20 protein-coding genes are annotated in these 19,687 nt (G+C 54.9%); 8 read left to right on the top strand and 12 right to left on the bottom strand.

Annotated features, from left to right (window positions below; genetic code table 11):
• Window positions 1-97: 97 nt before the first annotated feature.
• The 3 genes from IEY52_RS03840 to IEY52_RS03830 all read right to left on the bottom strand — a co-directional run bounded on the left by IEY52_RS03840 (window position 98) and on the right by IEY52_RS03830 (window position 2,098).
• Window positions 98-592: a CarD family transcriptional regulator gene (locus IEY52_RS03840; protein WP_189000117.1), complete on the bottom strand. Its 495-nt coding sequence runs from the start codon at window positions 590-592 to the stop codon at window positions 98-100.
• A 409-nt stretch (window positions 593-1,001) separates the two neighbouring features.
• The gene (locus IEY52_RS03835; protein WP_189000114.1) at window positions 1,002-1,202 is read right to left on the bottom strand and encodes a type II toxin-antitoxin system antitoxin; all 201 of its coding nucleotides are present in this window, start codon (window positions 1,200-1,202) and stop codon (window positions 1,002-1,004) included.
• 38 nt (window positions 1,203-1,240) lie between these two features.
• Window positions 1,241-2,098: an SPFH domain-containing protein gene (locus tag IEY52_RS03830; RefSeq protein ID WP_189000111.1), complete on the bottom strand. Its 858-nt coding sequence runs from the start codon at window positions 2,096-2,098 to the stop codon at window positions 1,241-1,243.
• A 194-nt stretch (window positions 2,099-2,292) separates the two neighbouring features.
• On the opposite strand from IEY52_RS03830, the gene IEY52_RS03825 reads away from it, so the two are divergent.
• Window positions 2,293-3,738: a M48 family metallopeptidase gene (locus IEY52_RS03825; RefSeq protein ID WP_189000109.1), complete on the top strand. Its 1,446-nt coding sequence runs from the start codon at window positions 2,293-2,295 to the stop codon at window positions 3,736-3,738.
• Between the two features lie 53 nt (window positions 3,739-3,791).
• On the opposite strand, the gene aroA is transcribed toward IEY52_RS03825, so the two are convergent.
• From aroA to IEY52_RS03810, 3 genes are all read right to left on the bottom strand, one after another.
• Window positions 3,792-5,093 carry a 3-phosphoshikimate 1-carboxyvinyltransferase gene (gene aroA / locus IEY52_RS03820; protein ID WP_229684629.1) on the bottom strand — a complete coding sequence of 434 codons (1,302 nt, stop codon included), beginning with the start codon at window positions 5,091-5,093 and terminating at the stop codon, window positions 3,792-3,794.
• Between the two features lie 153 nt (window positions 5,094-5,246).
• The gene (locus tag IEY52_RS03815) at window positions 5,247-6,362 is read right to left on the bottom strand and encodes a type I restriction endonuclease (RefSeq protein WP_189000105.1); all 1,116 of its coding nucleotides are present in this window, start codon (window positions 6,360-6,362) and stop codon (window positions 5,247-5,249) included.
• A gap of 89 nt (window positions 6,363-6,451) precedes the next feature.
• A complete protein-coding gene (locus tag IEY52_RS03810; protein ID WP_229684628.1) occupies window positions 6,452-7,111 on the bottom strand; it encodes a uracil-DNA glycosylase in 660 nt (219 codons plus the stop codon).
• A 154-nt stretch (window positions 7,112-7,265) separates the two neighbouring features.
• On the opposite strand from IEY52_RS03810, the gene msrA reads away from it, so the two are divergent.
• Together msrA and IEY52_RS03800 are read left to right on the top strand one after the other, a co-directional pair.
• Entirely contained in the window at window positions 7,266-7,808 is a 543-nt protein-coding gene (gene msrA / locus IEY52_RS03805; RefSeq protein ID WP_189000098.1) for a peptide-methionine (S)-S-oxide reductase MsrA, read from the top strand.
• Between the two features lie 175 nt (window positions 7,809-7,983).
• Window positions 7,984-8,436 (top strand): carboxymuconolactone decarboxylase family protein, encoded by a 453-nt coding sequence (locus tag IEY52_RS03800; protein WP_189000095.1) that lies wholly within the window; start codon window positions 7,984-7,986, stop codon window positions 8,434-8,436.
• Between the two features lie 74 nt (window positions 8,437-8,510).
• Here IEY52_RS03800 and IEY52_RS03795 read toward each other — a convergent pair whose 3' ends face one another.
• From IEY52_RS03795 to IEY52_RS03785, 3 genes are all read right to left on the bottom strand, one after another.
• Window positions 8,511-9,020: an RrF2 family transcriptional regulator gene (locus IEY52_RS03795; protein ID WP_189000092.1), complete on the bottom strand. Its 510-nt coding sequence runs from the start codon at window positions 9,018-9,020 to the stop codon at window positions 8,511-8,513.
• Window positions 9,021-9,089: 69 nt separating this feature from the next.
• Window positions 9,090-10,796 (bottom strand): HD domain-containing phosphohydrolase, encoded by a 1,707-nt coding sequence (locus IEY52_RS03790; protein ID WP_268239709.1) that lies wholly within the window; start codon window positions 10,794-10,796, stop codon window positions 9,090-9,092.
• A gap of 157 nt (window positions 10,797-10,953) precedes the next feature.
• Entirely contained in the window at window positions 10,954-12,141 is a 1,188-nt protein-coding gene (locus IEY52_RS03785; protein WP_189000089.1) for a hypothetical protein, read from the bottom strand.
• A 180-nt stretch (window positions 12,142-12,321) separates the two neighbouring features.
• Here IEY52_RS03785 and IEY52_RS03780 point away from each other — a divergent pair, with 180 nt between their 5' ends.
• The 5 genes from IEY52_RS03780 (at window position 12,322) to IEY52_RS03760 (ending at window position 16,427) form a co-directional block, all read left to right on the top strand.
• Window positions 12,322-13,272, top strand: a complete 951-nt coding sequence (locus IEY52_RS03780; RefSeq protein WP_189000086.1) for a 5-oxoprolinase subunit C family protein — start codon at window positions 12,322-12,324, stop codon at window positions 13,270-13,272.
• A 12-nt stretch (window positions 13,273-13,284) separates the two neighbouring features.
• A complete protein-coding gene (locus tag IEY52_RS03775) occupies window positions 13,285-14,007 on the top strand; it encodes a 5-oxoprolinase subunit PxpA (protein WP_189000083.1) in 723 nt (240 codons plus the stop codon).
• Between the two features lie 43 nt (window positions 14,008-14,050).
• A complete protein-coding gene (locus tag IEY52_RS03770) occupies window positions 14,051-15,211 on the top strand; it encodes an ABC transporter permease (protein ID WP_189000080.1) in 1,161 nt (386 codons plus the stop codon).
• Between the two features lies 1 nt (window position 15,212).
• Window positions 15,213-15,887, top strand: a complete 675-nt coding sequence (locus IEY52_RS03765) for an ABC transporter ATP-binding protein (RefSeq protein ID WP_189000077.1) — start codon at window positions 15,213-15,215, stop codon at window positions 15,885-15,887.
• Between the two features lie 81 nt (window positions 15,888-15,968).
• Window positions 15,969-16,427, top strand: a complete 459-nt coding sequence (locus IEY52_RS03760) for a hypothetical protein (protein ID WP_189000074.1) — start codon at window positions 15,969-15,971, stop codon at window positions 16,425-16,427.
• 12 nt (window positions 16,428-16,439) lie between these two features.
• On the opposite strand, the gene IEY52_RS03755 is transcribed toward IEY52_RS03760, so the two are convergent.
• The 3 genes from IEY52_RS03755 to IEY52_RS03745 all read right to left on the bottom strand — a co-directional run bounded on the left by IEY52_RS03755 (window position 16,440) and on the right by IEY52_RS03745 (window position 19,388).
• Window positions 16,440-17,054 carry a hypothetical protein gene (locus IEY52_RS03755; protein ID WP_189000071.1) on the bottom strand — a complete coding sequence of 205 codons (615 nt, stop codon included), beginning with the start codon at window positions 17,052-17,054 and terminating at the stop codon, window positions 16,440-16,442.
• A 137-nt stretch (window positions 17,055-17,191) separates the two neighbouring features.
• Window positions 17,192-18,601, bottom strand: coding sequence for a molybdopterin-dependent oxidoreductase (locus IEY52_RS03750; protein ID WP_189000068.1), 1,410 nt, complete (start codon window positions 18,599-18,601; stop codon window positions 17,192-17,194).
• Between the two features lie 94 nt (window positions 18,602-18,695).
• Window positions 18,696-19,388: a DUF4397 domain-containing protein gene (locus IEY52_RS03745; protein ID WP_189000064.1), complete on the bottom strand. Its 693-nt coding sequence runs from the start codon at window positions 19,386-19,388 to the stop codon at window positions 18,696-18,698.
• Window positions 19,389-19,687: the final 299 nt, after the last annotated feature.

Genomic DNA, 19,687 nt, shown 5'->3' with positions numbered 1-19,687 from the left:
CAGCAAAACCACGCCGATCAGCCTATATCTGGCTCCTGAGCAAATCACCAAAACAAACCCCCAACAGGGTTGTCGGGGGTAGAAAGTCTTTGTGGGTTCAGTTGGCGTCGTTTTGCAGTTCTTCCTGAATGATGTCACGGATGGTTTCCACGCCATCGGTGGCCAGCTCGGAGATTTCCTGTCCGATCAGTTTCAGGGCTTTGCGGAAGGCCTGGCGGTCCAGATCAGGCAGGCCGCGTTCCACATTCCAGCGGCGCAGTTCTGCGGCCAGGGTGGCGATTTCGAAGGGGTTGCCGGTGGCCAGAATGTCGGTCACCTTGCGGTGGCGGGCAGACCATTGACGGGGCAGGGCGTAGCGGCCCTGGGTCAGGCGGTTGAGGATCTCGGGAACATCCTGCTCATTGAGGGCGGGGCGCAGGTTGGCGGCAGACTCGACGGGCACGTAAGCCTTGGAGGTTCCGTTGGGGAATTCCACCTGGTAGTAGGAGCAGGTGGCGTTGGCAACACACTTGGTGGAGATGCCGCTGACCACTCCAACACCGTAGGGGGGCAGCACGACGCGGTCACCTGTATTGTAAAGGTACTTTTTCACACTAACACCCTTTCCTGATGCCCCTGTAAAGGAGGAGGGGCATTGTTCCAACACAAAAACAGCCCAGACGTTGCGTTCGGGCTGCGGTTTGCTAGATGGTTTGAAGATTCTCGGTGGTCATTTGCAGATTTCTGCAGATAGCGATTGTATACAAATGACCCATAGACAAATTCTAACAGATATTGGTCAGCAAGGCAACCCTGTAATTGTTGTGTAAAAGACGGAAAAGAGTGTTCTGATGCATAAAAGAGTTGTGTGAGAGGGGATATTTAACGTTCTTCAAGTAAAATGAAAAATTTTTCACAAAGCTCCTTCATTAAATAAAAAATGAGTAAAATGTTCTGGTCCTCATGTTTCAATGACCCCTGGAGACACCCAAAGTTTGCCCCACAGAAGAAAAGACACCCGTTCAGGATGTCTCATCTTCAAGATCAAAAGATTCTTTGGTTTCTTTAGAACCCTTAAGTTTCAGACGACCCGATTTGCGGGCAGCTTCCATCAAGAGGTACTCGATCTGGCTGTTGACACTGCGAAACTCATCGCTGGCCCAGCGCTCCAGCACATCGAAAAGCTCAAGTTGGATGCGCAGAGGGAAATTCTTGCGGCCCAAAGGGCATCACCTCCTGACCTGTGCTGCAGACCCCCATCTCAATACAGGCTTCCAGCGTTGATGACAGGCTGGGTGCTGCGCTCGGAGGTGAGCACCACCAGCAGGTTGGAGACCATCTGGGCTTTGCGTTCTTCATCAAGCTCCACAATTTGCTGCTCAGACAGTTTCTGCAGGGCCATTTGCACCATGCCCACTGCACCTTCCACAATGATCTGGCGGGCGGCCAGAATGGCACTGGCCTGCTGGCGTTGCAGCATGGCCTGGGCAATTTCAGGTGAATAGGCCAGGTGGGAGAGGCGGGCTTCCAGAATTTCCACTCCAGCAGCTGCCAGACGGGCTTGCAGCTCATCTGTGAGGGTTTTGACCACTTCGTCTGCATTGCCCCTCAAAGACAGGCCTGCAGCATCGTGGTCATCGTAAGGGTAGCGGGAAGCCAGATGGCGCAGGGCGGTTTCGCTCTGGATGGCCACGAAATCCTTGTAGTTTTCCACATCGAAGCTGGCCCGGGCAGATTCCACCACCCGCCAGACAATCACAGCAGCAATTTCAATGGGGTTGCCCTGCAGATCGTTGACTTTCAGGCGCTCGCTGTTGAAGTTGCGGATCCGCAGAGAGATGCTTTTGCGGCTGGTGAAGGGGTTGGTCCAGTACCACCCGTTCACCCGGTTGGTGCCCACGTAACGGCCAAACAGGGTGGCCACCACTGCCTGGTTGGGCTGCACAATGTAATTCCCGAACAGCACGAAAAAGCCCAGCACCATCAGCAGCAGTCCCCACAAGGCGAAATCCCTGTTTTCCTGCGCGAAACAATAAATGCCGAACCCAAAAATGGCCAGGTTGACCAGAAACATCAGGCCTCCGGGCAGGCTGATCAAACGGTTTTCTCTGCTTTCCATAACCCCTCCTATATCGAAATGATATCACTTTATACCAAGTACAAATTATGCATTGGCACACAAATTGTGAGGCCAGGTCAGCGTCCTGCTGCAAAAGGCCCAGCTGTCTTTGCAGTGAAAATGCAGAGAAACAAGCAAAATCAGCCACATGACTCATCCAGCGGCGTGTTTCTGGATTGTATGATGGGCTGAATATGAATCAAACCCTGCTTTCTCGTGCCTTGTTGGCGCTGGTATTGATGATTGGTTTTTATGTGCTTGCCCTGGGCCTTGGCATTTTTTTGCTGGGTTTGCCTGTATTCGTGACCCTGTGGTCCCATTCTTTTCACATCGGTCTGATCAAACTTTACCTCCTGTCTTTCATTGGAGGAGGCATCATCATCTGGAGCATTCTGCCCAGATTTGAACGCTTCCAGGCTCCGGGTCTGAAATTGAATCTGGACCAGCACCCTCCCTTGAAGAAGGTGCTGCAGGACCTCAGCCAGAAAACCGGCCAGAACATGCCTGACGAGGTGTACCTGATTTTTGAAAACAATGCCTGGGTGCAAGAAAACATCGGCTTTTTTGGGCTGTTTCGCAAGCGCCGCATGGCCATCGGTCTGCCCCTGATGCACATGCTGAGTGAACAGGAATTTCGGGCTGTGCTGGCCCATGAATATGGCCACTACCATGGGGGAGACACCCGTCTGGGGGCCTTTATTTACCAGACCCGTGCAGCCCTCTTCCGCACCGTGCAGAACATGTCTGACAACTTCATTGGCAAGATTTTCATTGCTTACGGCAACATGTACCTGAAGCTCACCCACGGCATTTCCAGACAGCAGGAGTATCAGGCAGACCGTTTTGCCGCCCAGCACACCAGTCCCAGCACCATGACCGCAGCCCTGCAAAAGGTGGGCCACCTGGGAGGCAGCTTTGACCACTACTGGAGCAGCGAAGTGGTGCCCGTGCTGAACTCTGGTTACAAACCTCCCATCATGCATGGGTATTATGCTTACCTGGACGTTGAAAAAATCCAGCAGCTCTGGAAAAACCACTACGAAGAGAGCAACGAACAGGAACACGCCCTGCAAACCCACCCCAGCATGCAAAAACGCATTGAAGCCCTGAGCAAACTGAAAATTCAGGGACAGCATCAGCAGGGCCAGAGTGCCATCTCCCTGCTGACGGCACCCGAAACCCAGGAGCTGCAATTGCTGAAATTTCTGGGTGGTCAGGAGGCCTTCAGCAAACTGAAGGACATTGACTGGAACACCGTGGGAGAACGGGTGTGGGTGCCGTTCTGGCGGGAATTCAGCGAACCCCACCGCCACCTGCTGTCAAACCAGACCCTGGAACAGATTGCTTTCCAGCTTCTGGACGATGCCAGACGCTTCAGGCTCTTTGAAAGCATGCGTCATCCCAGGGCCCCCCAGGACGACACCTACCCCTGGCTGGTGGTGCGTTTTCTGATCGCGGTGGGTCTGTTCAACACCGGCTGGCACATCGACGCACGCCCCGGAGAAAGCGTGCATTTCACAAAAGGAGAACTGCTGCTGCACCCCCTCGATGACCTGATCGACATGCAGACCGGAGAAAAGCGGGGCGTGTGGCTGGAAAACCTCAGGAAAATGGGGATGCAGGACGCCATTCTGTTCTGAATCTCAACAAAAAACCGCCCGGACATGTGTTTCCAGGCGGTTTTTCTCAGGATTTAAAGCTCAATGAAATCAAACTTTGCCCCGAGGCCCTGCATGTGCTGGAAGAACTCCGGGTAACTCTTGCGGATGTGATGGGCACCCGTGATGGTGATGGGTTTGCTGGCCCGCATTCCCAGGATGGAAAGCATCATGATCATGCGGTGGTCTCCGTGACCGTCCAGCACAATGCCTCCCTCAATCTGCTCCTTGCCCACGATGCTCAGGCTGTCCTCGGTCTCACTGGCCTCAATGCCAAGTTTCAGCAGTTCAGCCCGTGTGTCCGAGATGCGGTCGCATTCCTTGAGGCGCAGGGTGTACACGTTCTCCCAGGTGGTCTGGCCAGAGGCACTGGCAGCAGAGGCACTGAGGGCCTGCACAGCGTCTGTGAACAGATCTCCGTCGGTGACCACGGCATGCAGGGGTTTGCCGCCGCGCACAGTCACGGTGCTGCCATCACGGGTGATGTCTGCCCCCATGCTTTTCAGCACATCAATGCTCAGGCGTTCCCCTTGCAGGTCGTTTTCGCGCAGGTTGTGGACCACCACTTCTCCAGGCATCACTGCAGCGGCGCTCAGCAAGGCACTGCTGCCCGGGTAATCTCCAGGCACCGTCACTTCAGGGGCATGGTACTGCTGTCCTCCAGGGATGGTGATGGTGCGCAGGTCATCGGCATGTTCCACCTTCACCCCAAAGACCCTCAGGGTTTCGATGGTCTGCTTCAGGGGACCAGGGCTCTTGATGTCTCCCAGCAGGGTGATTTCCAGCCCTTCAGGAAGCAAAGGAGCCAGAAAAATCAGACCCGAGGTGTACTGGCTGGACAGCTGGGCACTGATGGACACCTTGCCGCCCTGCAGATTTCCCCAGATTTCGATGGGCAGTTTGCCGTCCTGGGAGGTGGTTTTTGCCCCCAGGCTTTCCAGGGCCTTCAAAAGGTCGCCGTGGGGCCGTTTTCCCAGGCTGTCCGGGTAATCGGTGATGAACTTTGTGTGGGAGGTCAGTCCTGCCAGGGCCATCAGGAAACGGGCCACCGCTCCAGCATTGTGTGGATTGAGGGTCTGCTGGTCCAGAGGGGTGCTGCCAAAGCCTTTCACCCGCATGTCCCGGCCTTCGGGGGTCAATGCTGCACCCCAGGTTTTCAGGCACTCCTGCAGGGCGTGGCTGTCCTCGCTGGTGGCGACCCCTTTCACCAGGGTTTCCGTGCCAGAGAGGGCCGCCGCAATCAGGTAACGGGTGGTGTAATTCTTGCTGGGCTGTGCGGTCAAAACACCCCGCAGTTCGGACACGGGATGGACCACCACATCAAATTTTTCGTACACAACTCACCTCTTAAAAACAGAGCAAAGGGCGAATGAGGATGCTCCGGGCCATGCAGCCTTCAGGAGCGCCTGGGTTAATCAGGACTTTACTGCAAAAGGCCTTGCTGGGTGGAGGTGATGTTTATTTTATGGGTGGTGCAGGATGGGCAGGTTTCAGGTTCGATATGCTTCATGGATCACCTCTCGCAGGGCATAAAGATCACTCAAGGCTGAAAAATTGGCTTTGGTGCCCAGGGGATGACCGAAAAAGAACACATGGCTGGCAATGGCCCTCGCTGCATCCAGAGGCAGATTGAAAACGATGTGGGGTTTGGGATGCACGGTGTTGTAACGCAAAGCCCAGCCCTGACCAGATGGATGGGCAATCACCACACACTCTTCGTCTTTCTGAGGGTGCAGTTCACACTGTAGGATTTCACAAATGCTGTCCAGAACGGCAATCTCGTCTTCCGACAGAGAAGGACGGACAGGCTCCGTGCTGGGTGTTTCAGCCCGAGAGCGTTTTGGCAGGCTGGAAGAGCGGGTTGGAGTTGCGGGAAGAGCAGGTGAAACCAGCACAGGCTGCTCTGTTGCATGCTGGATTTCTGCCAGAGCGTTTTGAATGGCAGTGCGCAGGATGGGGGTGTATCTTTCCACCACCCGGGTGGTGATGCGCTGGCGCAAACCCAATTCATCCACTACAAATCGCACAAAACCTTCAGAGGGATTTTGCAACTGGTTGTAAATGTAGGTGGTGATGTTCTGCAAACACATCACTTCTTCGGCCAGTGTGCTGATGGAAGCTGCCTGATATTGGGCCCGGGTGAAACGCTGCAAAAGCTCCAGGTCACTGCTGTCGTGATCCAGCACATTGAAAACCATGAATGCATCACTGTCCATGATGTTTTTTTCTTTAAGATCGGTGAAGAAACGGTATTCTGTCCCGTTGGTGACAATGGCCACCCTGGCCGTTGTCGTGGAATTGAAATACCGGGCCAATTGGCCACTGTAAATTTCGGTTTTCTGGTTGTGGGCTTTGGCTTCGATGAGCATGGAGACTTCGCCATTGATACAAATGGCATAATCGACTTTTTCAAATTGCCCCCGTTTTTTGGTCGCAAAATCTGCTGCATATTCAGGTCTGACTTCGGTGGGATTGTAAACGTCATAACCCAGTAAGCCCAGAAAAGGAAGAATCAGGGCCTGTTTGGTCGCTTCTTCTCCCTGAATGTGGGCCAGTCGGGATGGGATCTGTTTTGCAAAAGCTTCCAGCTGGGCAGCAAGTTCCATGTTGACTCCTTGTTTAAAAGTCTAAAGCCTGCTTCTCTCCAGAACCTGACATTTGGGTTAGGGGTTTTCACTTAGATGATGGCGGTTTTTCATTGCCCTCTGGCCAGCACTTTCGCCCGTTCCAGCACTGCATCGAACATCTCTGCGGTCAGGCGACCTGTGGCGGTGTTCTGCTGGCTGACGTGGTAGGAGTCCAGCAAGAAAGTGCCATCTGGCAATGCATGCTCAGCCCCATGCTTGAAAGGATAGATCGAGGGTTTCAGTCCCAGTGCCCGCAGGAAATACTCATGCCCAATGGTTCCAAGGGCCACCGTCACCTTGCGGTTTTGCAGGCGGTCCAGATCGAACTTCAGCCAGGTCTGGCAGGTGCGCAACTCTTCCGGGGTGGGTTTGTTGTCTGGCGGAACACAGCGGGCCACTCCAGAGATGAACACATCAAACAGCTCCAGGCCATCGTTTTTGTGCACAGAGTGGGGCTGGTTGCTCAGGCCCACCCGGAACAGGGCAGGATACAGGAAGTTTCCGCTGGCATCTCCAGTGAACATGCGTCCAGTGCGGTTTGAGCCGTGTGCCCCTGGTGCCAGACCCATCAGCAAGATGTGGGCGTCTGGAGCTCCGAATCCGGGAACGGGTTTTCCCCAGTACACTTCGTCCTGGTAGGCTTTGCGTTTGTCCTGGGCCACCTGCTCCCGCCAGAGTTTGAGTCGGGGGCAAAGGGCGCAGGAAAAGAACTCTGGTGGGTATTCCATGGGCCTCATGATACGTTTTGTGCAAATCGGCTGCTGGAAAATCCCTGAGTGACAGCAGCTTAAATCCCACAATTCTGTTTTTCAAAGGGCGTACAATGACCATTGAACCTGCCTGCAGGGAGGTTCCGTATGTGTCTCTGAAGGGAGGGCGGGGATGTTGCAACCCATGCATTACGCCACACTGGGTGGCGGTTGTTTTTGGTGTTTGGAAGCAGTCTTTCAGCAGATCAGAGGGGTGCTGCATGTGGAGTCCGGGTACAGCGGGGGCTTCACCGAAGATCCCACTTACAAGGAGGTGTGCGCCGAAACCACAGGCCATGCCGAGGTGGTGAACATCACTTACGATCCTGCCGAGGTGACTTACCGGGAGTTGCTGGAGGTTTTTTTCAGCATTCACGATCCCACCACCCCCAACCGTCAGGGTGCAGATGTGGGCTCCCAATACCGTTCGATCATCCTGTACCACAACGAGGACCAGCAGGAGGTGGCGGGGGAAGTCATCCGGCACCTGAATGAACTGGGTCTTTTTGATCAATCCATCGTGACAGAAGTGAAGCCTCTGGAAGTGTTCTACAAAGCAGAGGACCACCACCAGAATTTCTACCTCAACAATCCCGGTCAGGGGTATTGCCGTGCGGTGATTGCGCCCAAGGTGGCCCATTTCCGCAGGACACACCTGGAAAAACTGGTCCGTTAAACAGCTTGAATCTGGCTGCCTGGCTTTGCTCGGGCAGCTTTTTGCTGGTTTTGAAGAATCAAAGATAAAAAATATCCTGGATATATGATATCCTTGATTTGAGCAAGTTGGATGTCCAGCATCCACGGCTTTGCCTTTTCAAAATCCCATCAGCACAGTCCCATCAGGAGGATCCATGACCAACCCCCTCAGCCTGACCCACACCCACCCCGAAGCCTATGCCGCCATGAGCCAGCTGGAAGACTACTGCAAAAGCACTTCCATCAGTGCCCTGATCCGCACCCTGGTGAAATTGCGGGTGTCCATCATCAATGGGTGCTCTCTGTGCATCGACATGCACACCCAGGAAGCCCTCAAACTGGGGCAAAGCCCAGAGCGGCTGGCCCTGATCACGGCCTTCATGGAAGTCCCCCATTTTACAGGGGCTGAAAAAGCCGCCCTCAAGATGGCGGAAGAACTGGCTTTCCTGCCCGAAAAAGGCCTCTCAGAAGCCACACGTCAGGAATTGGCCGTGCAGTTCACCCCCCAGCAGATCATGGAACTGGGCCTGATCAACGTGTCCATCAACGGCTGGAACCGGCTGGTCAACCTGGTGGGCATGCACGCTGCCCTGCCCCAGCTGGCCTGAAGCCAGCACATTTCAGCACATTCACCTGGGTGAAGAGAGGGAGGCATTTGCCTCCCTCTCTTCTGATTTGACCCTCAAGATTTCACCGCTGCCTGCCCCACAGGCAAGCGCAGGTGTTTCTGCATCCAGATTTCATCGGCCTGCTGGCGCTCCGGGGAGGATTTCACCTGGGCATTGATGTCCTGAATGGTCGTCCCTTGCAGGGATTTGCGCCACTCCAGTTCGGCTTTCAGCATGGCGGCATGGATGGAACAGGGTTTGGAAAATGACTGCTGTGGGCAACCTGGAAAGCGTCCCCGGATTTCCTCACACTGGAACATGGGTTCTCTGCCTTCAATGGCCTCCAGAATCTGCAGCAAAGTGATTTCTGCAGGCAGACGGGCAATCCTGAAGCCTCCTCTGGGACCCGGAACCGACTCCAGAATTCCTGCCTTGACCAGGGCTTTCAGGTGTTTGACCAGATAGCTTTCTGACACCCCGTGGTACTCTGCCAGCGAGGCATTGCTCAGGGTGGCTCCGCTGGGAATTCCGGCCAGCACAGCCACACAATGGATGGACCACTCAATGCCTTCACTGAACTTCACGGTTTCAGTCTACATGGCTTTGTGTCACACAACCCTGCGTTCTGCACAGTGCCCGCCAGCCAGAGGAGCTCAGCGGCGGTAAATGTTCATCAGGGCCTGCACCACCTGGGGATCAAAATGCACCCCTGCTTGCTTCTCAATTTCAGCCAGGGCTTCGTCCATGCTCCAGGCTTTCTTGTAAGGCCTCAGGCTGGTCAGGGCATCCAGCACATCCACCACAGCCACAATGCGCCCTTCCAGAGGGATGTCTTCGCCACTGAGCCCATTGGGATAGCCTGTGCCATCCCATTTCTCGTGATGGGTCAGGGCAATCATTTCTGCCATGCGAATCAGTTCTGAGCGGGCCTCGGAGAGCATCTTGGCTCCGGCCAGGGTGTGGGCCTTCATGGTGAGGTATTCGTCTTCGGTGAGTTTGCCCGGTTTATGTAAAATGGTGTCTGAGATGGCAATTTTGCCCACATCATGCAGGCGGGCAGCCAGACGCAGCGTGCGCACCCGTTCTTCTGGCATGTTCAGTTCGCGGGCCACCTCTGCAGCACGTTCCCCCACCCGCACGGTGTGTTCTCCCGTGTCGGTGTCCCGGAATTCTGCTGCGATGGCCAGACGTTCCAGCATCTCCAGGTAAGCGGATTCGAGTTCTGCAGTGCGTTCCTGCACCAGCGATTCCAGTTCTTCGTTGCGAATCTTTTCCAGTTCAGCTTCGTGCTGGCTTTGCTCCAGTTTGCGTTGAAAGGCCAGCATTTCCAGTTGTTTGCTGGTGGCCTCGTTGCGGATTTCCCGGTCCAACTGGTACATTTCCTCGTGGTATTGCAGGGCTTCTTCAAAACGACCCAGGCGTTTGAGGCTCACCACCATCAGGGTCAGGACATCCAGACGGTTGTCCTTGTAATTCAGGTCAGCAAAGATGTTTCTGGCTTTGGTGAAGTAGTCCAGCGCGGTTTCATCTTTGTTCTTTTTGTGGTAGATGTTTCCCAGAATCAGATAGGTGTGTGCTTCGAGCTCAACGTGGTGATAATCGGTGGCGAGGTATAAGGCTTCCTCAGAAATTTTTTCTGCCTTTTCGAGGTGGCCAAGGTTTTTTTCGTGGTGGGCTTCGGATTGCAAGAGGGCGATGTAAAGATGTTTGGCATCATGGTCTTTGAGAATCTGGCGCACTTCCAGCATGCTCTGTTCGATTTCTGTACTGAGAGAAGCGGTGTATTCATCATCTTTCTGTAAATGCAAGCTGATCTTGTTGAGCAAGGTTTTGCACAACTCCAGATCATTCTGGGTGGATCGCCAGATGCCCTCTGCTTGCTGATACAGAGACAGGGATTCGCTGTATTTTTTCTGTTGTTGCAGAAGAAGGGCCATGTTGTTCAGGGTTCTTGCTTCAGAAATCTGATCGTTGTTGGCTCTGGCAATGGACAGGGATTCTTCATAAGAAGCATATGCCAGATCCAGACTGCTGAGCAATTGATAAATTCCGCCCAGAAGATTTAAATTTCTACCCTTCTCTTGGAAAATCTGATGGGTGTCAATTAAAAATTTTGCTTCAAGGACAACATTAAGTGAATCATAGGGGTCACTGTTCAAAAAAAGAAAAGTTCCCAGGTTGTTGAGTGCACTGATCAGATGGACATTGGAATTTTGCTCTCTGGCATGATTGACAATGGTATGGGCAAATCGCAAACCCTCTTCACTGGCTCCTGTTGAGAGGGAAGTCCGGCTGACCTCCAGAGCGGCCTCAAGCCATTGGACGGGATCTTGCCCTGTCCGGGCTTCCTCCAGGTGCATCATGTGGATCATGCCATCAAAAACTGCCATACTCTCCATTTTGACACCATCAACAATAAATTGCCTCCTGTCGTCACTTACAGGAGGCAACCGTTAAGGTATATGGAGAGGGCAAAGTTTATTGCAATTCTGTTACAATTGATGGTTGCAGTGTGATTTATTGCAATTTTGATGTCAGGGTGTTGTTGCTGAAAGGAATGCAATTGCGGGCTTCATTCACCTGTTCAGGGAAGGGGGTGGTCAGGGGATTTTTGCTCCAGGCCAGGATGCAGAAAGCATAGGTGTCTGAGAAACTGAAATTGTTCACGGTCAACACCAGAGGAGAAGGTCCACTCTTGGTGTCCAGTGGGGTGGTGTCAGAGCTGTTCAGCAGGGAAACCGTGGCTTGCTGGGTGGCCAGATCTGCTCCGGCAGGTGCAGTCCAGTTGATGGTGAAGGTTGCATCTGTTTCACCAAAGTTGGGGGTCAACTGCAGGTTGCTGGGACGGGCCAGCACCAGATCTTTGTTGATCTGGAAGGTCCCCATGTAGGTTCTCTGCCCATTGTTGTAGCTGTAATGGTAATCCCCACTGACGGGCGGAGTGGGTGCAGAGAAGGTCAGGGCCGAGGTCTGGGCAGGATTCAGGGTGTAGGTGAAGGGCTGGTTGTTGTTCCAGCCTGCTGGACCCATGATTTCAATCTTGGGCAGCACCACAATGGCCTGCTGGGCAATCTGGGGTGGAGCCACATATTTTGTTCTGAAGGCTGTGTAGGACTTCTGCAACAGCTGACCATCCACCTTGACCACTTCCTGAGAGGTGCCCCCGGCCATTCTGAGCCTGTTGTAAACCCCCAGGGTGTACACGGATTCTCCTTCGGGAAGGCCATTCAGGCAACCCACCACATAATGGCTGGCCATGTTGACTTTGGAAGGCAGGGCTTGCCAGAAGACTGCCCCATCTTGTCTGGTGATCTGGAACATCTCCAGCAAATTGGCTTTTTCTGCCGGGGTGTTGGCCGGGAAGGTGATTTTCAGGCGAATGCCAGAATTGCAGGGCAACTCAATTTCCTGTTTGCCGGGTTGGGGCTTCACGCTGATTCCAGTGCTTTTGACCCACAGGGCCGTGAATCCACCCTCGATCCCAGAGTCGGCGGGGGCTGCAGGTGGGGTGGTTTTGCCCACCGAAATGATGGCATCTTTGACCAGGGAACCCTTGTCAATGTTCAACTCACCGTCATCAGGATTGTCTGCTTTGACGGTGCCCCCTTCACTGCCTTTGATTTTGGTTCCCGTCACTTCGGGTGTTTTGGGTGTACAGGCCACCAGCAACAAAATTCCCAGACCCAGCCACAAATGGTGTTTCATTTTCTTCCTCCCCTTTCACATTTTTCTTATTATGAACTTTTTTGTGGGGTCTGTTGTGATGACGGCAGCAGCAAAATCGCTTTTTGTTGCAAACGAACCCGAAAGACCAGAAAGCCAGAAAACCAGCAGGACCTGACTCATCTCCGGGGAGATTTCTTCAGGCAAACTGAACTGCACACCATGGACTTTCTTCGCATGCAGGTTTTAAAAGCAGGAGTCAAGACCCTCATTCAGGACAGAGGACGCTGGGGGCATCGGCAATATGGGGTGTCTCCAGCGGGAGCAGTGGATTCTTACAGCCAGCAACTGGCCAACCTTTTGCTGGGCAATCCACCTGAAAATGCCACCCTGGAGGCGGCTCTGGGGGGACTCAGGCTGCAGGCCCTCACTGCAGGCTGTGTGGCCCTGGCAGGTCTGGGACTCAGGGCATCGCACAATGGGCAGGTTGTGGTGGGTCAGCGGGCATTGCACCTGCAGGCCGGAGATGTGCTGGAGTTGCAATACACCTCTCTGGGGGCCAGGGCTTATGTTGCTTTTCAGGGAGGACTGGAGGTGCCAGAAGTTCTGGGCAGCAGCAGCACCCATCAGAACAGCCGTCTGGGACCCGCTGCTCTGGAGGCAGGCATGGTGTTGCAGGCCAGAAGTGCAACTGCAGGCAGCAACTTCAAAAGGTTTGTCCCGGTCAAACCCTTCCCAGCGGTGCTTTCGATCCGGGTGCTGAGGGGTCCAGAATGGGAAGACCTGCCTGAACTGCAACAGGTTTTTCGGGTGACCGCCCAGGCAGACCGCATGGGTTTGCGCTTGCAGGGAGACCCGGTGAAGCTTGCCAGAACCGCTGAGATGTTCAGCGTGGCCGTGCTGCCCGGAACCGTGCAACTTCCTGCTGGAGGACAGCCCCTGGTCCTGCTTTCCGATGCCCAGACCACCGGTGGTTATCCCAGGATGTTTCAGGTGATCCAGGCCGATTTGTGGAAGCTGGGTCAGGTGCTCCCTGGACAGCAGCTCCATTTCAGGGTGGTGAATTTTATGGAAGCTGAACAGGCCCTGCAGGCTTATGAACAGAAACTGTTCCGTCTGCAAAAAGCCCTGGAACTGTACAGCCGAAACACAGCAGCACAACCGGCAGGATAAAGTGACAGCATCATGGACCGGATCCTGGACTTGAATTGTGACCTTGGCGAAGGGGCTGCTTTTGACCGTGAACTCATTGAACTGATCGACAGTGCCAACATTGCCTGCGGCTTTCACGCCGGAAGCCCCTCCCTGCTGCGTGAAACCGCCCTGCTGTGCCTGGACCATGGTGTTCACATTGGAGCCCACCCCGGTCATCTGGACCGTGAAAATTTTGGCCGCCTGGAACACCCGCTCACCCCGCAGGAAGTCTACGAACTGGTGACTTTTCAGGTGGCAGGTGTGCTGGGCATTCTGAACCCGCTGGATTTGCCCCTCCACCATGTCAAATTGCATGGTGCCCTCTACAACCAGACCGCCAGGGACCTGAAGCTGGCGCGTGCTGCGGTGCACGGCATTCTGGAGCAGCATCAGGATGTGGTTTTTTACGGTCTGGCTGGAAGTGCCCAGATTCAGGCCGCTCAAGAAATCGGCATGAAAGTCTGGCAGGAGGCTTTTCTGGACCGCACCTATCAGCCAGAGGGCAGCCTGACCCCCAGAAGCCACCCGCAGGCCTTGCACCAGTCCACGGAAGCTGCATTGCAGCAGGCCCTGAACATCGCAGATGGCTTTGTGGTTGCCCTGAATGGAGAACGCATCGAACTGCAAGCAGACACCCTCTGTCTGCACGGAGATGGAGCACATGCTGTGGAGTTTGCCAGGACTGTTCGGGAAGCCCTGAAGCACCGGGGCTAAGGTCCCTGCAGAAAAATTCCCCATCCCGGTTAGGATGGGAGGTATGCCGATCTCTGACCTCTTTCAACTGGCGTTGCGGGGGCTGACCCGCCGGGCGGTGCGCACCACCCTGACGGTGCTGGGCATCGTGGTGGCGGTGGCCAGCATGGTGATTTTTCTCTCGCTGGGGGAGGGCATCCGTCGGGTGTTCACCCAGGAACTGGGCAACATTGGCCCGGACGTGCAAATTTCCCTCAATGGAATCCAGGAAGGGTTGCCCCGCACCCCCGACTTGCCGGAAAGCCTGGTGGCAAAAGTGGAGCAGCACCGGGAAGACTGGGGCATCCGCAGCATCATTCCGGTGGTGATTTCGGCCAAGGGGGGTTTTGATCCCAGGCAGTCTTTTTTGATTTATGGTTATCCCACAGCTGAAAGCGTGCTGGACATCTCTCCGGGCGTGCAGGTCACAGAGGGCAGGTTGCTGGAAGCTGCCGATGAAGGCAAACTGGTGGCTGTGCTGGGTTTCAAGGCTGCAGAGAATGCGGGTCTGAAGATCGGATCGGATGTGCGCTTCAACCGCCGCAATTTCTTCAAGGTGGTGGGCATCCTCAAAGAAGAGGGAGGCTTCACCGATTCTTTTATTTTTGTGCCCAGATCCACCCTGCAGAAAGCCATGGGCGTGGAAAACCAGATTTCTTTCATTGCCATCAAGCTGCAGGATCCATCCCAGGCCAGAACGGTGGCCAAACAGATCTCTGAAACCCTGGATGTGGAAGCGCAAACCCAGTCGGATTTCCTGAAGGTGCTGGATCGCGCGGTCAGCATCAGCGACGCGATTCGCTTTGGCATCAGCCTGATTGCCCTGATTGTGGGCGGTCTGGCCGTGGCCAACACCGTGATGATGGGGGTCTTCGAGCGCACCCGTGAATTTGGCACCATGCGGGCCATCGGGGCCAAGCCGGGTTTCATTCGCAACCTGGTGTTGCTGGAAAGCCTGCTGCTGGCCTTCATGGGTGGCCTGGGCGGCATCCTGCTGGGCTTTCTGGGGATTCAGGTGGTCAATTACTACACCCAGCAACTGGCCAGCATCAGTGCGGCTGCCCTGACCCCCAGGCTCACCCTGCTGGCCTTTGCGGTCAGTTTTGCGCTGGGATTGCTCTCGGGCCTGCTGCCTGCCCGCAGTGCAGGTCGCATCGTGATCACCGAAGCGCTGGGGAGGAACTGACATGCTGCGCGTCGAGAACCTCAGCAAAATCTATCCCTCTGGAGACAGCACCGTCACGGCCCTCAGTCAGGTGAGTTTTGCTTTCGAGGCAGGCAAGGTGACCGCCATCATTGGACCTTCTGGCAGCGGAAAAAGCACCCTGCTGAATTTGCTGGCTGGCTTTGACCGCCCATCAAGCGGCAAGATCATGCACGACCAGACTGACCTTTCCACCCTCAATGATGCACAGCTGGCAGATTACCGCCTCAGGCATTTTGGATTCGTGTTCCAGAATTACAACCTGGTCAGCATCCTGACGGCTTCAGAAAACGTTGAATTCCCCCTCACCTTGCAGGGGGTGCCCAGGGCAGAGCGCACCAGACGCTCAAAAGCCCTGCTGGAACAGCTGGGACTGGGGCACCGCCTGACCCATTACCCTTCACAGCTTTCTGGAGGAGAACAGCAACGGGTGGCGATTGCCCGAGCCCTGATCACCAACCCCAGTGTGATTCTGGCAGACGAACCCACCGGAAACCTCGACACCCGCACGGGGAAAAGCATTCTGGATTTGCTTTTAAAACCCGCCTCTGAAGGAAAAACCGTGGTGCTGATCACCCACGATCCCAGCGTGGCCGAACTGGCGCACACCATCCTGAGAATCCGGGATGGACAGGCCCTCACCGAAATCCCTGACTGAATATCCTTGATGAGACCGTAGGCAACCCTCTCTCAAGGCAACTCCCATCTGGGCTGAAGGTGGCTTTCTTACTCTGGAGGTATGTCTGGAAGTCTGAAGGCCTACCTGAAAAAATTCTGGATGTGGAGCTTGCCCCTGGCCTGGCTCTTGCTGGAACACCTCACCCTGAAAAGCAGGGTGTTGCTGGAAGTGCCTTTTCTGACAGCAGGGAAGACCACGGTCAGCTTTTACGGCTTCCCCTTGCCATTCCAGCATTACAGCATGATCAGTTCCCGCTCTTTTAACGTGTATTTGCTGCCTTTTTTGCTGGATTTGCTGGTGTATGTGCTGGTGGTGGGCCTGCTGACCTACCCCCTGCAACCCTACTTCAAACGCATCCGGGAACCTTACAGGTATGGCTTTTACCTGTTTCTGTGGGCCTGGGTGCTCTGGACGGTGTTTGTGAACCACTCCATGGATTATTTTTCGCTGCTGCCCAAGTACGAGGTGATGCAGGTGTACGGCGGAGAGCTGCATGTTGGGGTACCCAGAGGACATTGAGCTGGCTGAACATCAACTGGTTTTGATCACAAACTTCTGTCCCGTCCAGCTCAGGGAAAAGATTTTTTCGTCGTAACGGTTCCAGACTTCCACCACACTGCCTTCCTCGGGGATTTGCAGGTGGTAGTCCAGCTCTTCACCGCTTTCAGAGGGTTTTTTGCCGGTGGTTTCCATGTAGGCACGGGTCAGGACCGTCTGGGAGAAATCGGGCAGCAGGCTCTCTGAGAGGTCTTTCCAGGTCTTGCCCTGCTTTTCGAACACCCCGATGGTGGTGTCGCATCCTGGTACAAAACAGTATTGTTTCTGCACCAGAAAAACCCTGTGCCCCTCCGTGGAATTGAAAGCCCTGAGGGTGTACAGGGTGCTGGACCCAGATTCGATCATGAACACCTTCAGGAACTGGGTGCTGACGTTTTTGCGGACCTCGATGCTGCCCTCGCCCCAGGGCATTTCCCGCTTCTCGGTGCGGTGGGTTTGCCCGATCACTTTCTCACGGGGCAAATCCTGCTGGTAGCCCAGCATTTTGACGGGAAGTTCCAGAAACGCCTGAAATACAGATGGGGCGGTGGGGGCAGGCAGGGTGGCAGAGAAGAGCAGCATGAACATCACGCTGAGGGGACGGTGCATATCCCCAAGTCTATTCCTGTCCGGGCCGGGTTTGCGTGTGGGATTCTGGAGGCGAAGCTTAAGAAATGACAGCAAAATTGGCAAAACGCTCAGTTTAAGTTCAGATGACTGCAGAATGGACAGGCCAGACAGGAAGCTCAGGAGGCATTGACCAGAAACCTGTGCCAGCCTGTGGAGCCACTGGGCAGGGGATCTGCGGTCTGATCGGTTTGCAGTTTCCCGGCACCATAAGCCCGAACCACCACCTCATGAATTCCCGCCTCTGGGGTCCAGGGAAGCGACCACAGCGTCCAGGCGTGTTTGGAGCGCCTGTCTTTCAAGGCAGCTTCCTGCCAGGTTTTCCCTCCATCCACAGAAACCTCCACCCGTGTGATGGGCACCTTGCCTGCAAAAGCCACCCCTTTCATCATCAGTTCTTTTCCGGCCACCACGGGTTTGCCTTCTTCGGGCACATCAAAACGGCTGGAAGGCTTGATGAACGCCTCTTTGTCCCATCCCCTCTGGCTCCAGTAAGAAGGCACATCGCTGCTGGACAGTTCCATCTCGGTGATCCAGCGGGGTTGCTTCATGCCGTACCTGCCTGGAATCAGCACCCGCAGTGGAAAACCATGTTTGGGGGTGAGGGGTTCACCGTTGATGCTGTGGACCAGCATCACGTCCTCCTCGTAAGCCTCTCCCAGAGGCAGGGATTCGATGTACCCGTCTGCTGCTTTCCAGAGGATGAATTTCGCCCCCTGCTTGACCCCCACCTGGTTCAGCAGATCCCGCAGGGTGAAGCCCGTCCAGATGGCGTTTCCAATCAGGAAACCCCCCACCGGGTTGGAAATGCAATTCAGGGTGAGTTCCAGGTCCCGTTGCCGGAATTTTTTGAGGTCTGAGAGGGTCAGGTCTCCTGGTTTCTCGACCATGCCTTTGATCTTGAGGGACCATTTCTCTGCACTGAGCAGCGGATCAAACCCTTCCAGGTTCTTGCTGACGTAATACAGATCGTCCTGAGACACAATGCCTTCTGGGAGGGGAGATCCAGCTTTGAAAGCAGAGGCAGCCGTCTGGTCCGTGCCATCCAGAACTTTTTTCAGGAGACTCCCCGAAGCCGCCACGGTGATGGCCAGCGAACCCACCCCAAGAGCATTCAGGGCTTCACGGCGGCCTTGCTGGTGCTGTATGACAGCAGGTTGCAAGGCCAGACGGATCAGCAAATAAAGAACGGCGTAACCCACAGCCCAGCCAGCAGGAACCACAAAAAGCAGCACCAGCAAAAGAACCCCTGTTGCAATCACAGGTCCCAGCACCCCCAGCAACGTCAATCCACCCAGCCACAACAGCAAAACCCCCAGAAAAGCTGCAATTTTACCGCCCTGACCCACCCCCAACAGATGGTGGATCAGGTTGAACATGGCCGGAGTGCCCAGAAACTGGCTGATGCGGTCAAAAAGAACCTGGGGCGGATAGGGGGCAGCTGCCCACATTCTGGCCAGCAAACCCAGCCCACTGAGCAGCACCGCTGCACTGAAACCCACAATCAAACTGGATGGAAGCCTGAACATGATCCTCCTCAAACAAGCAGGCCAGGGAAAACCCCTGACCTCTGGAAGTAGAAACGGCCTGTGCCGTCAGACGAATTGCAGTGTGCGGTGAAGCTTACTTGCCGCTCATGGACCCCATCACCACTTTGTCTTCGGTGGCGATCAGGTCAAAAGCCTGGGTGCCCATGCCTCCCACCAGACCCACGGCAAACACGCTGTAGGTCTTGCCAGCATTCACGCTGATGCCACTGAGGTTCTTCACCACAGGGGTCATTTTCATGGCTGGAACGATGTTGAGGTTCACACCCATGGGGCTGACCATGGCTTTGTACATGCGGCCATAAGACAGGTTGGGCACGATGCGGGCATTGTCGTAGTCCGGGGCAATGGCATCAATGCGGGGACCGTTGGGAGACAGGTGGAACACGTTCACCTGGGCTTTTTCCTTGTTCATGTTCAGGCTGTTGGCCATGAAGATCTTGGGTTTCAGGGTTTTCAAGTATCCGATGGCGGCCACGGTGTAGTACTTGCCAGCCCTGAGGGTGACATCCCCTTCAAAGACTTTGGCGCTCATGTCTCCAGCAGCAGTGATGATCACATGGTGCTTGCCTGCGGGCACATCGCCATAAGGGGTGACGGCCTTGAAGGGGGCATTGGTGACGGTGCGGGTGCCGTCCACATACACATCCACAGCAGGGGCATCAGGCACAGCGTGAACCACACGCACAAAAGCGTTCATGTCGGCGGCGAATGCGGTCATGCCCAGGGTCAGGGCCAGGGTGGTGGAAACGGTCAGAAATTTTTTCATGGTGTTCTCCTTTTGGGTTTTCCAGCAGCACAACAGCACACTGCCCGGAAACGGATGTGCCGTTTCGTTCAGGGAGGTCATTCATGCTTCTGGCTGTCGCAGAGCGGGAGGTGTCACCTCACATCCTGCTTCTGAAGACTGATTTGCAAGTTCTGTGTGTTTGGATGCATCGAGAAACTCTGGACTGGGTACAAACAAAGCAGGGAAGTTCCTGACCCTGAGAATGCAGATCCCCATGCGTTCCTTTTGTCATGCGATAAGGACAGGACCTCTTTTGCTCTTTGCTCTGGGAAAAGGGC

Origin of the sequence: Deinococcus roseus (assembly GCF_014646895.1) — a bacterium.
Classification (GTDB): Bacteria; Deinococcota; Deinococci; order Deinococcales; family Deinococcaceae; genus Deinococcus_C; species Deinococcus_C roseus.
The sequence above is the reverse complement of the archived record's forward strand: the minus strand, read 5'-3'. Positions and strand labels throughout refer to the sequence as shown.

Coding starts and splice junctions, on each gene's coding strand:
- IEY52_RS03830 (WP_189000111.1), bottom strand. CDS start 2,098: ATGGAAAGCAGAGAAAACCGTTTGATCAGCCTGCCCGGAGGCCTGATG.
- IEY52_RS03825 (WP_189000109.1), top strand. CDS start 2,293: ATGAATCAAACCCTGCTTTCTCGTGCCTTGTTGGCGCTGGTATTGATG.
- IEY52_RS03815 (WP_189000105.1), bottom strand. CDS start 6,362: ATGGAACTTGCTGCCCAGCTGGAAGCTTTTGCAAAACAGATCCCATCC.
- IEY52_RS03810 (WP_229684628.1), bottom strand. CDS start 7,111: ATGGAATACCCACCAGAGTTCTTTTCCTGCGCCCTTTGCCCCCGACTC.
- msrA (WP_189000098.1), top strand. CDS start 7,266: ATGTTGCAACCCATGCATTACGCCACACTGGGTGGCGGTTGTTTTTGG.
- IEY52_RS03800 (WP_189000095.1), top strand. CDS start 7,984: ATGACCAACCCCCTCAGCCTGACCCACACCCACCCCGAAGCCTATGCC.
- IEY52_RS03790 (WP_268239709.1), bottom strand. CDS start 10,796: ATGCACCTGGAGGAAGCCCGGACAGGGCAAGATCCCGTCCAATGGCTT.
- IEY52_RS03785 (WP_189000089.1), bottom strand. CDS start 12,141: ATGAAACACCATTTGTGGCTGGGTCTGGGAATTTTGTTGCTGGTGGCC.
- IEY52_RS03780 (WP_189000086.1), top strand. CDS start 12,322: ATGGACTTTCTTCGCATGCAGGTTTTAAAAGCAGGAGTCAAGACCCTC.
- IEY52_RS03775 (WP_189000083.1), top strand. CDS start 13,285: ATGGACCGGATCCTGGACTTGAATTGTGACCTTGGCGAAGGGGCTGCT.
- IEY52_RS03770 (WP_189000080.1), top strand. CDS start 14,051: ATGCCGATCTCTGACCTCTTTCAACTGGCGTTGCGGGGGCTGACCCGC.
- IEY52_RS03765 (WP_189000077.1), top strand. CDS start 15,213: ATGCTGCGCGTCGAGAACCTCAGCAAAATCTATCCCTCTGGAGACAGC.
- IEY52_RS03760 (WP_189000074.1), top strand. CDS start 15,969: ATGTCTGGAAGTCTGAAGGCCTACCTGAAAAAATTCTGGATGTGGAGC.
- IEY52_RS03755 (WP_189000071.1), bottom strand. CDS start 17,054: ATGCACCGTCCCCTCAGCGTGATGTTCATGCTGCTCTTCTCTGCCACC.
- IEY52_RS03750 (WP_189000068.1), bottom strand. CDS start 18,601: ATGTTCAGGCTTCCATCCAGTTTGATTGTGGGTTTCAGTGCAGCGGTG.
- IEY52_RS03745 (WP_189000064.1), bottom strand. CDS start 19,388: ATGAAAAAATTTCTGACCGTTTCCACCACCCTGGCCCTGACCCTGGGC.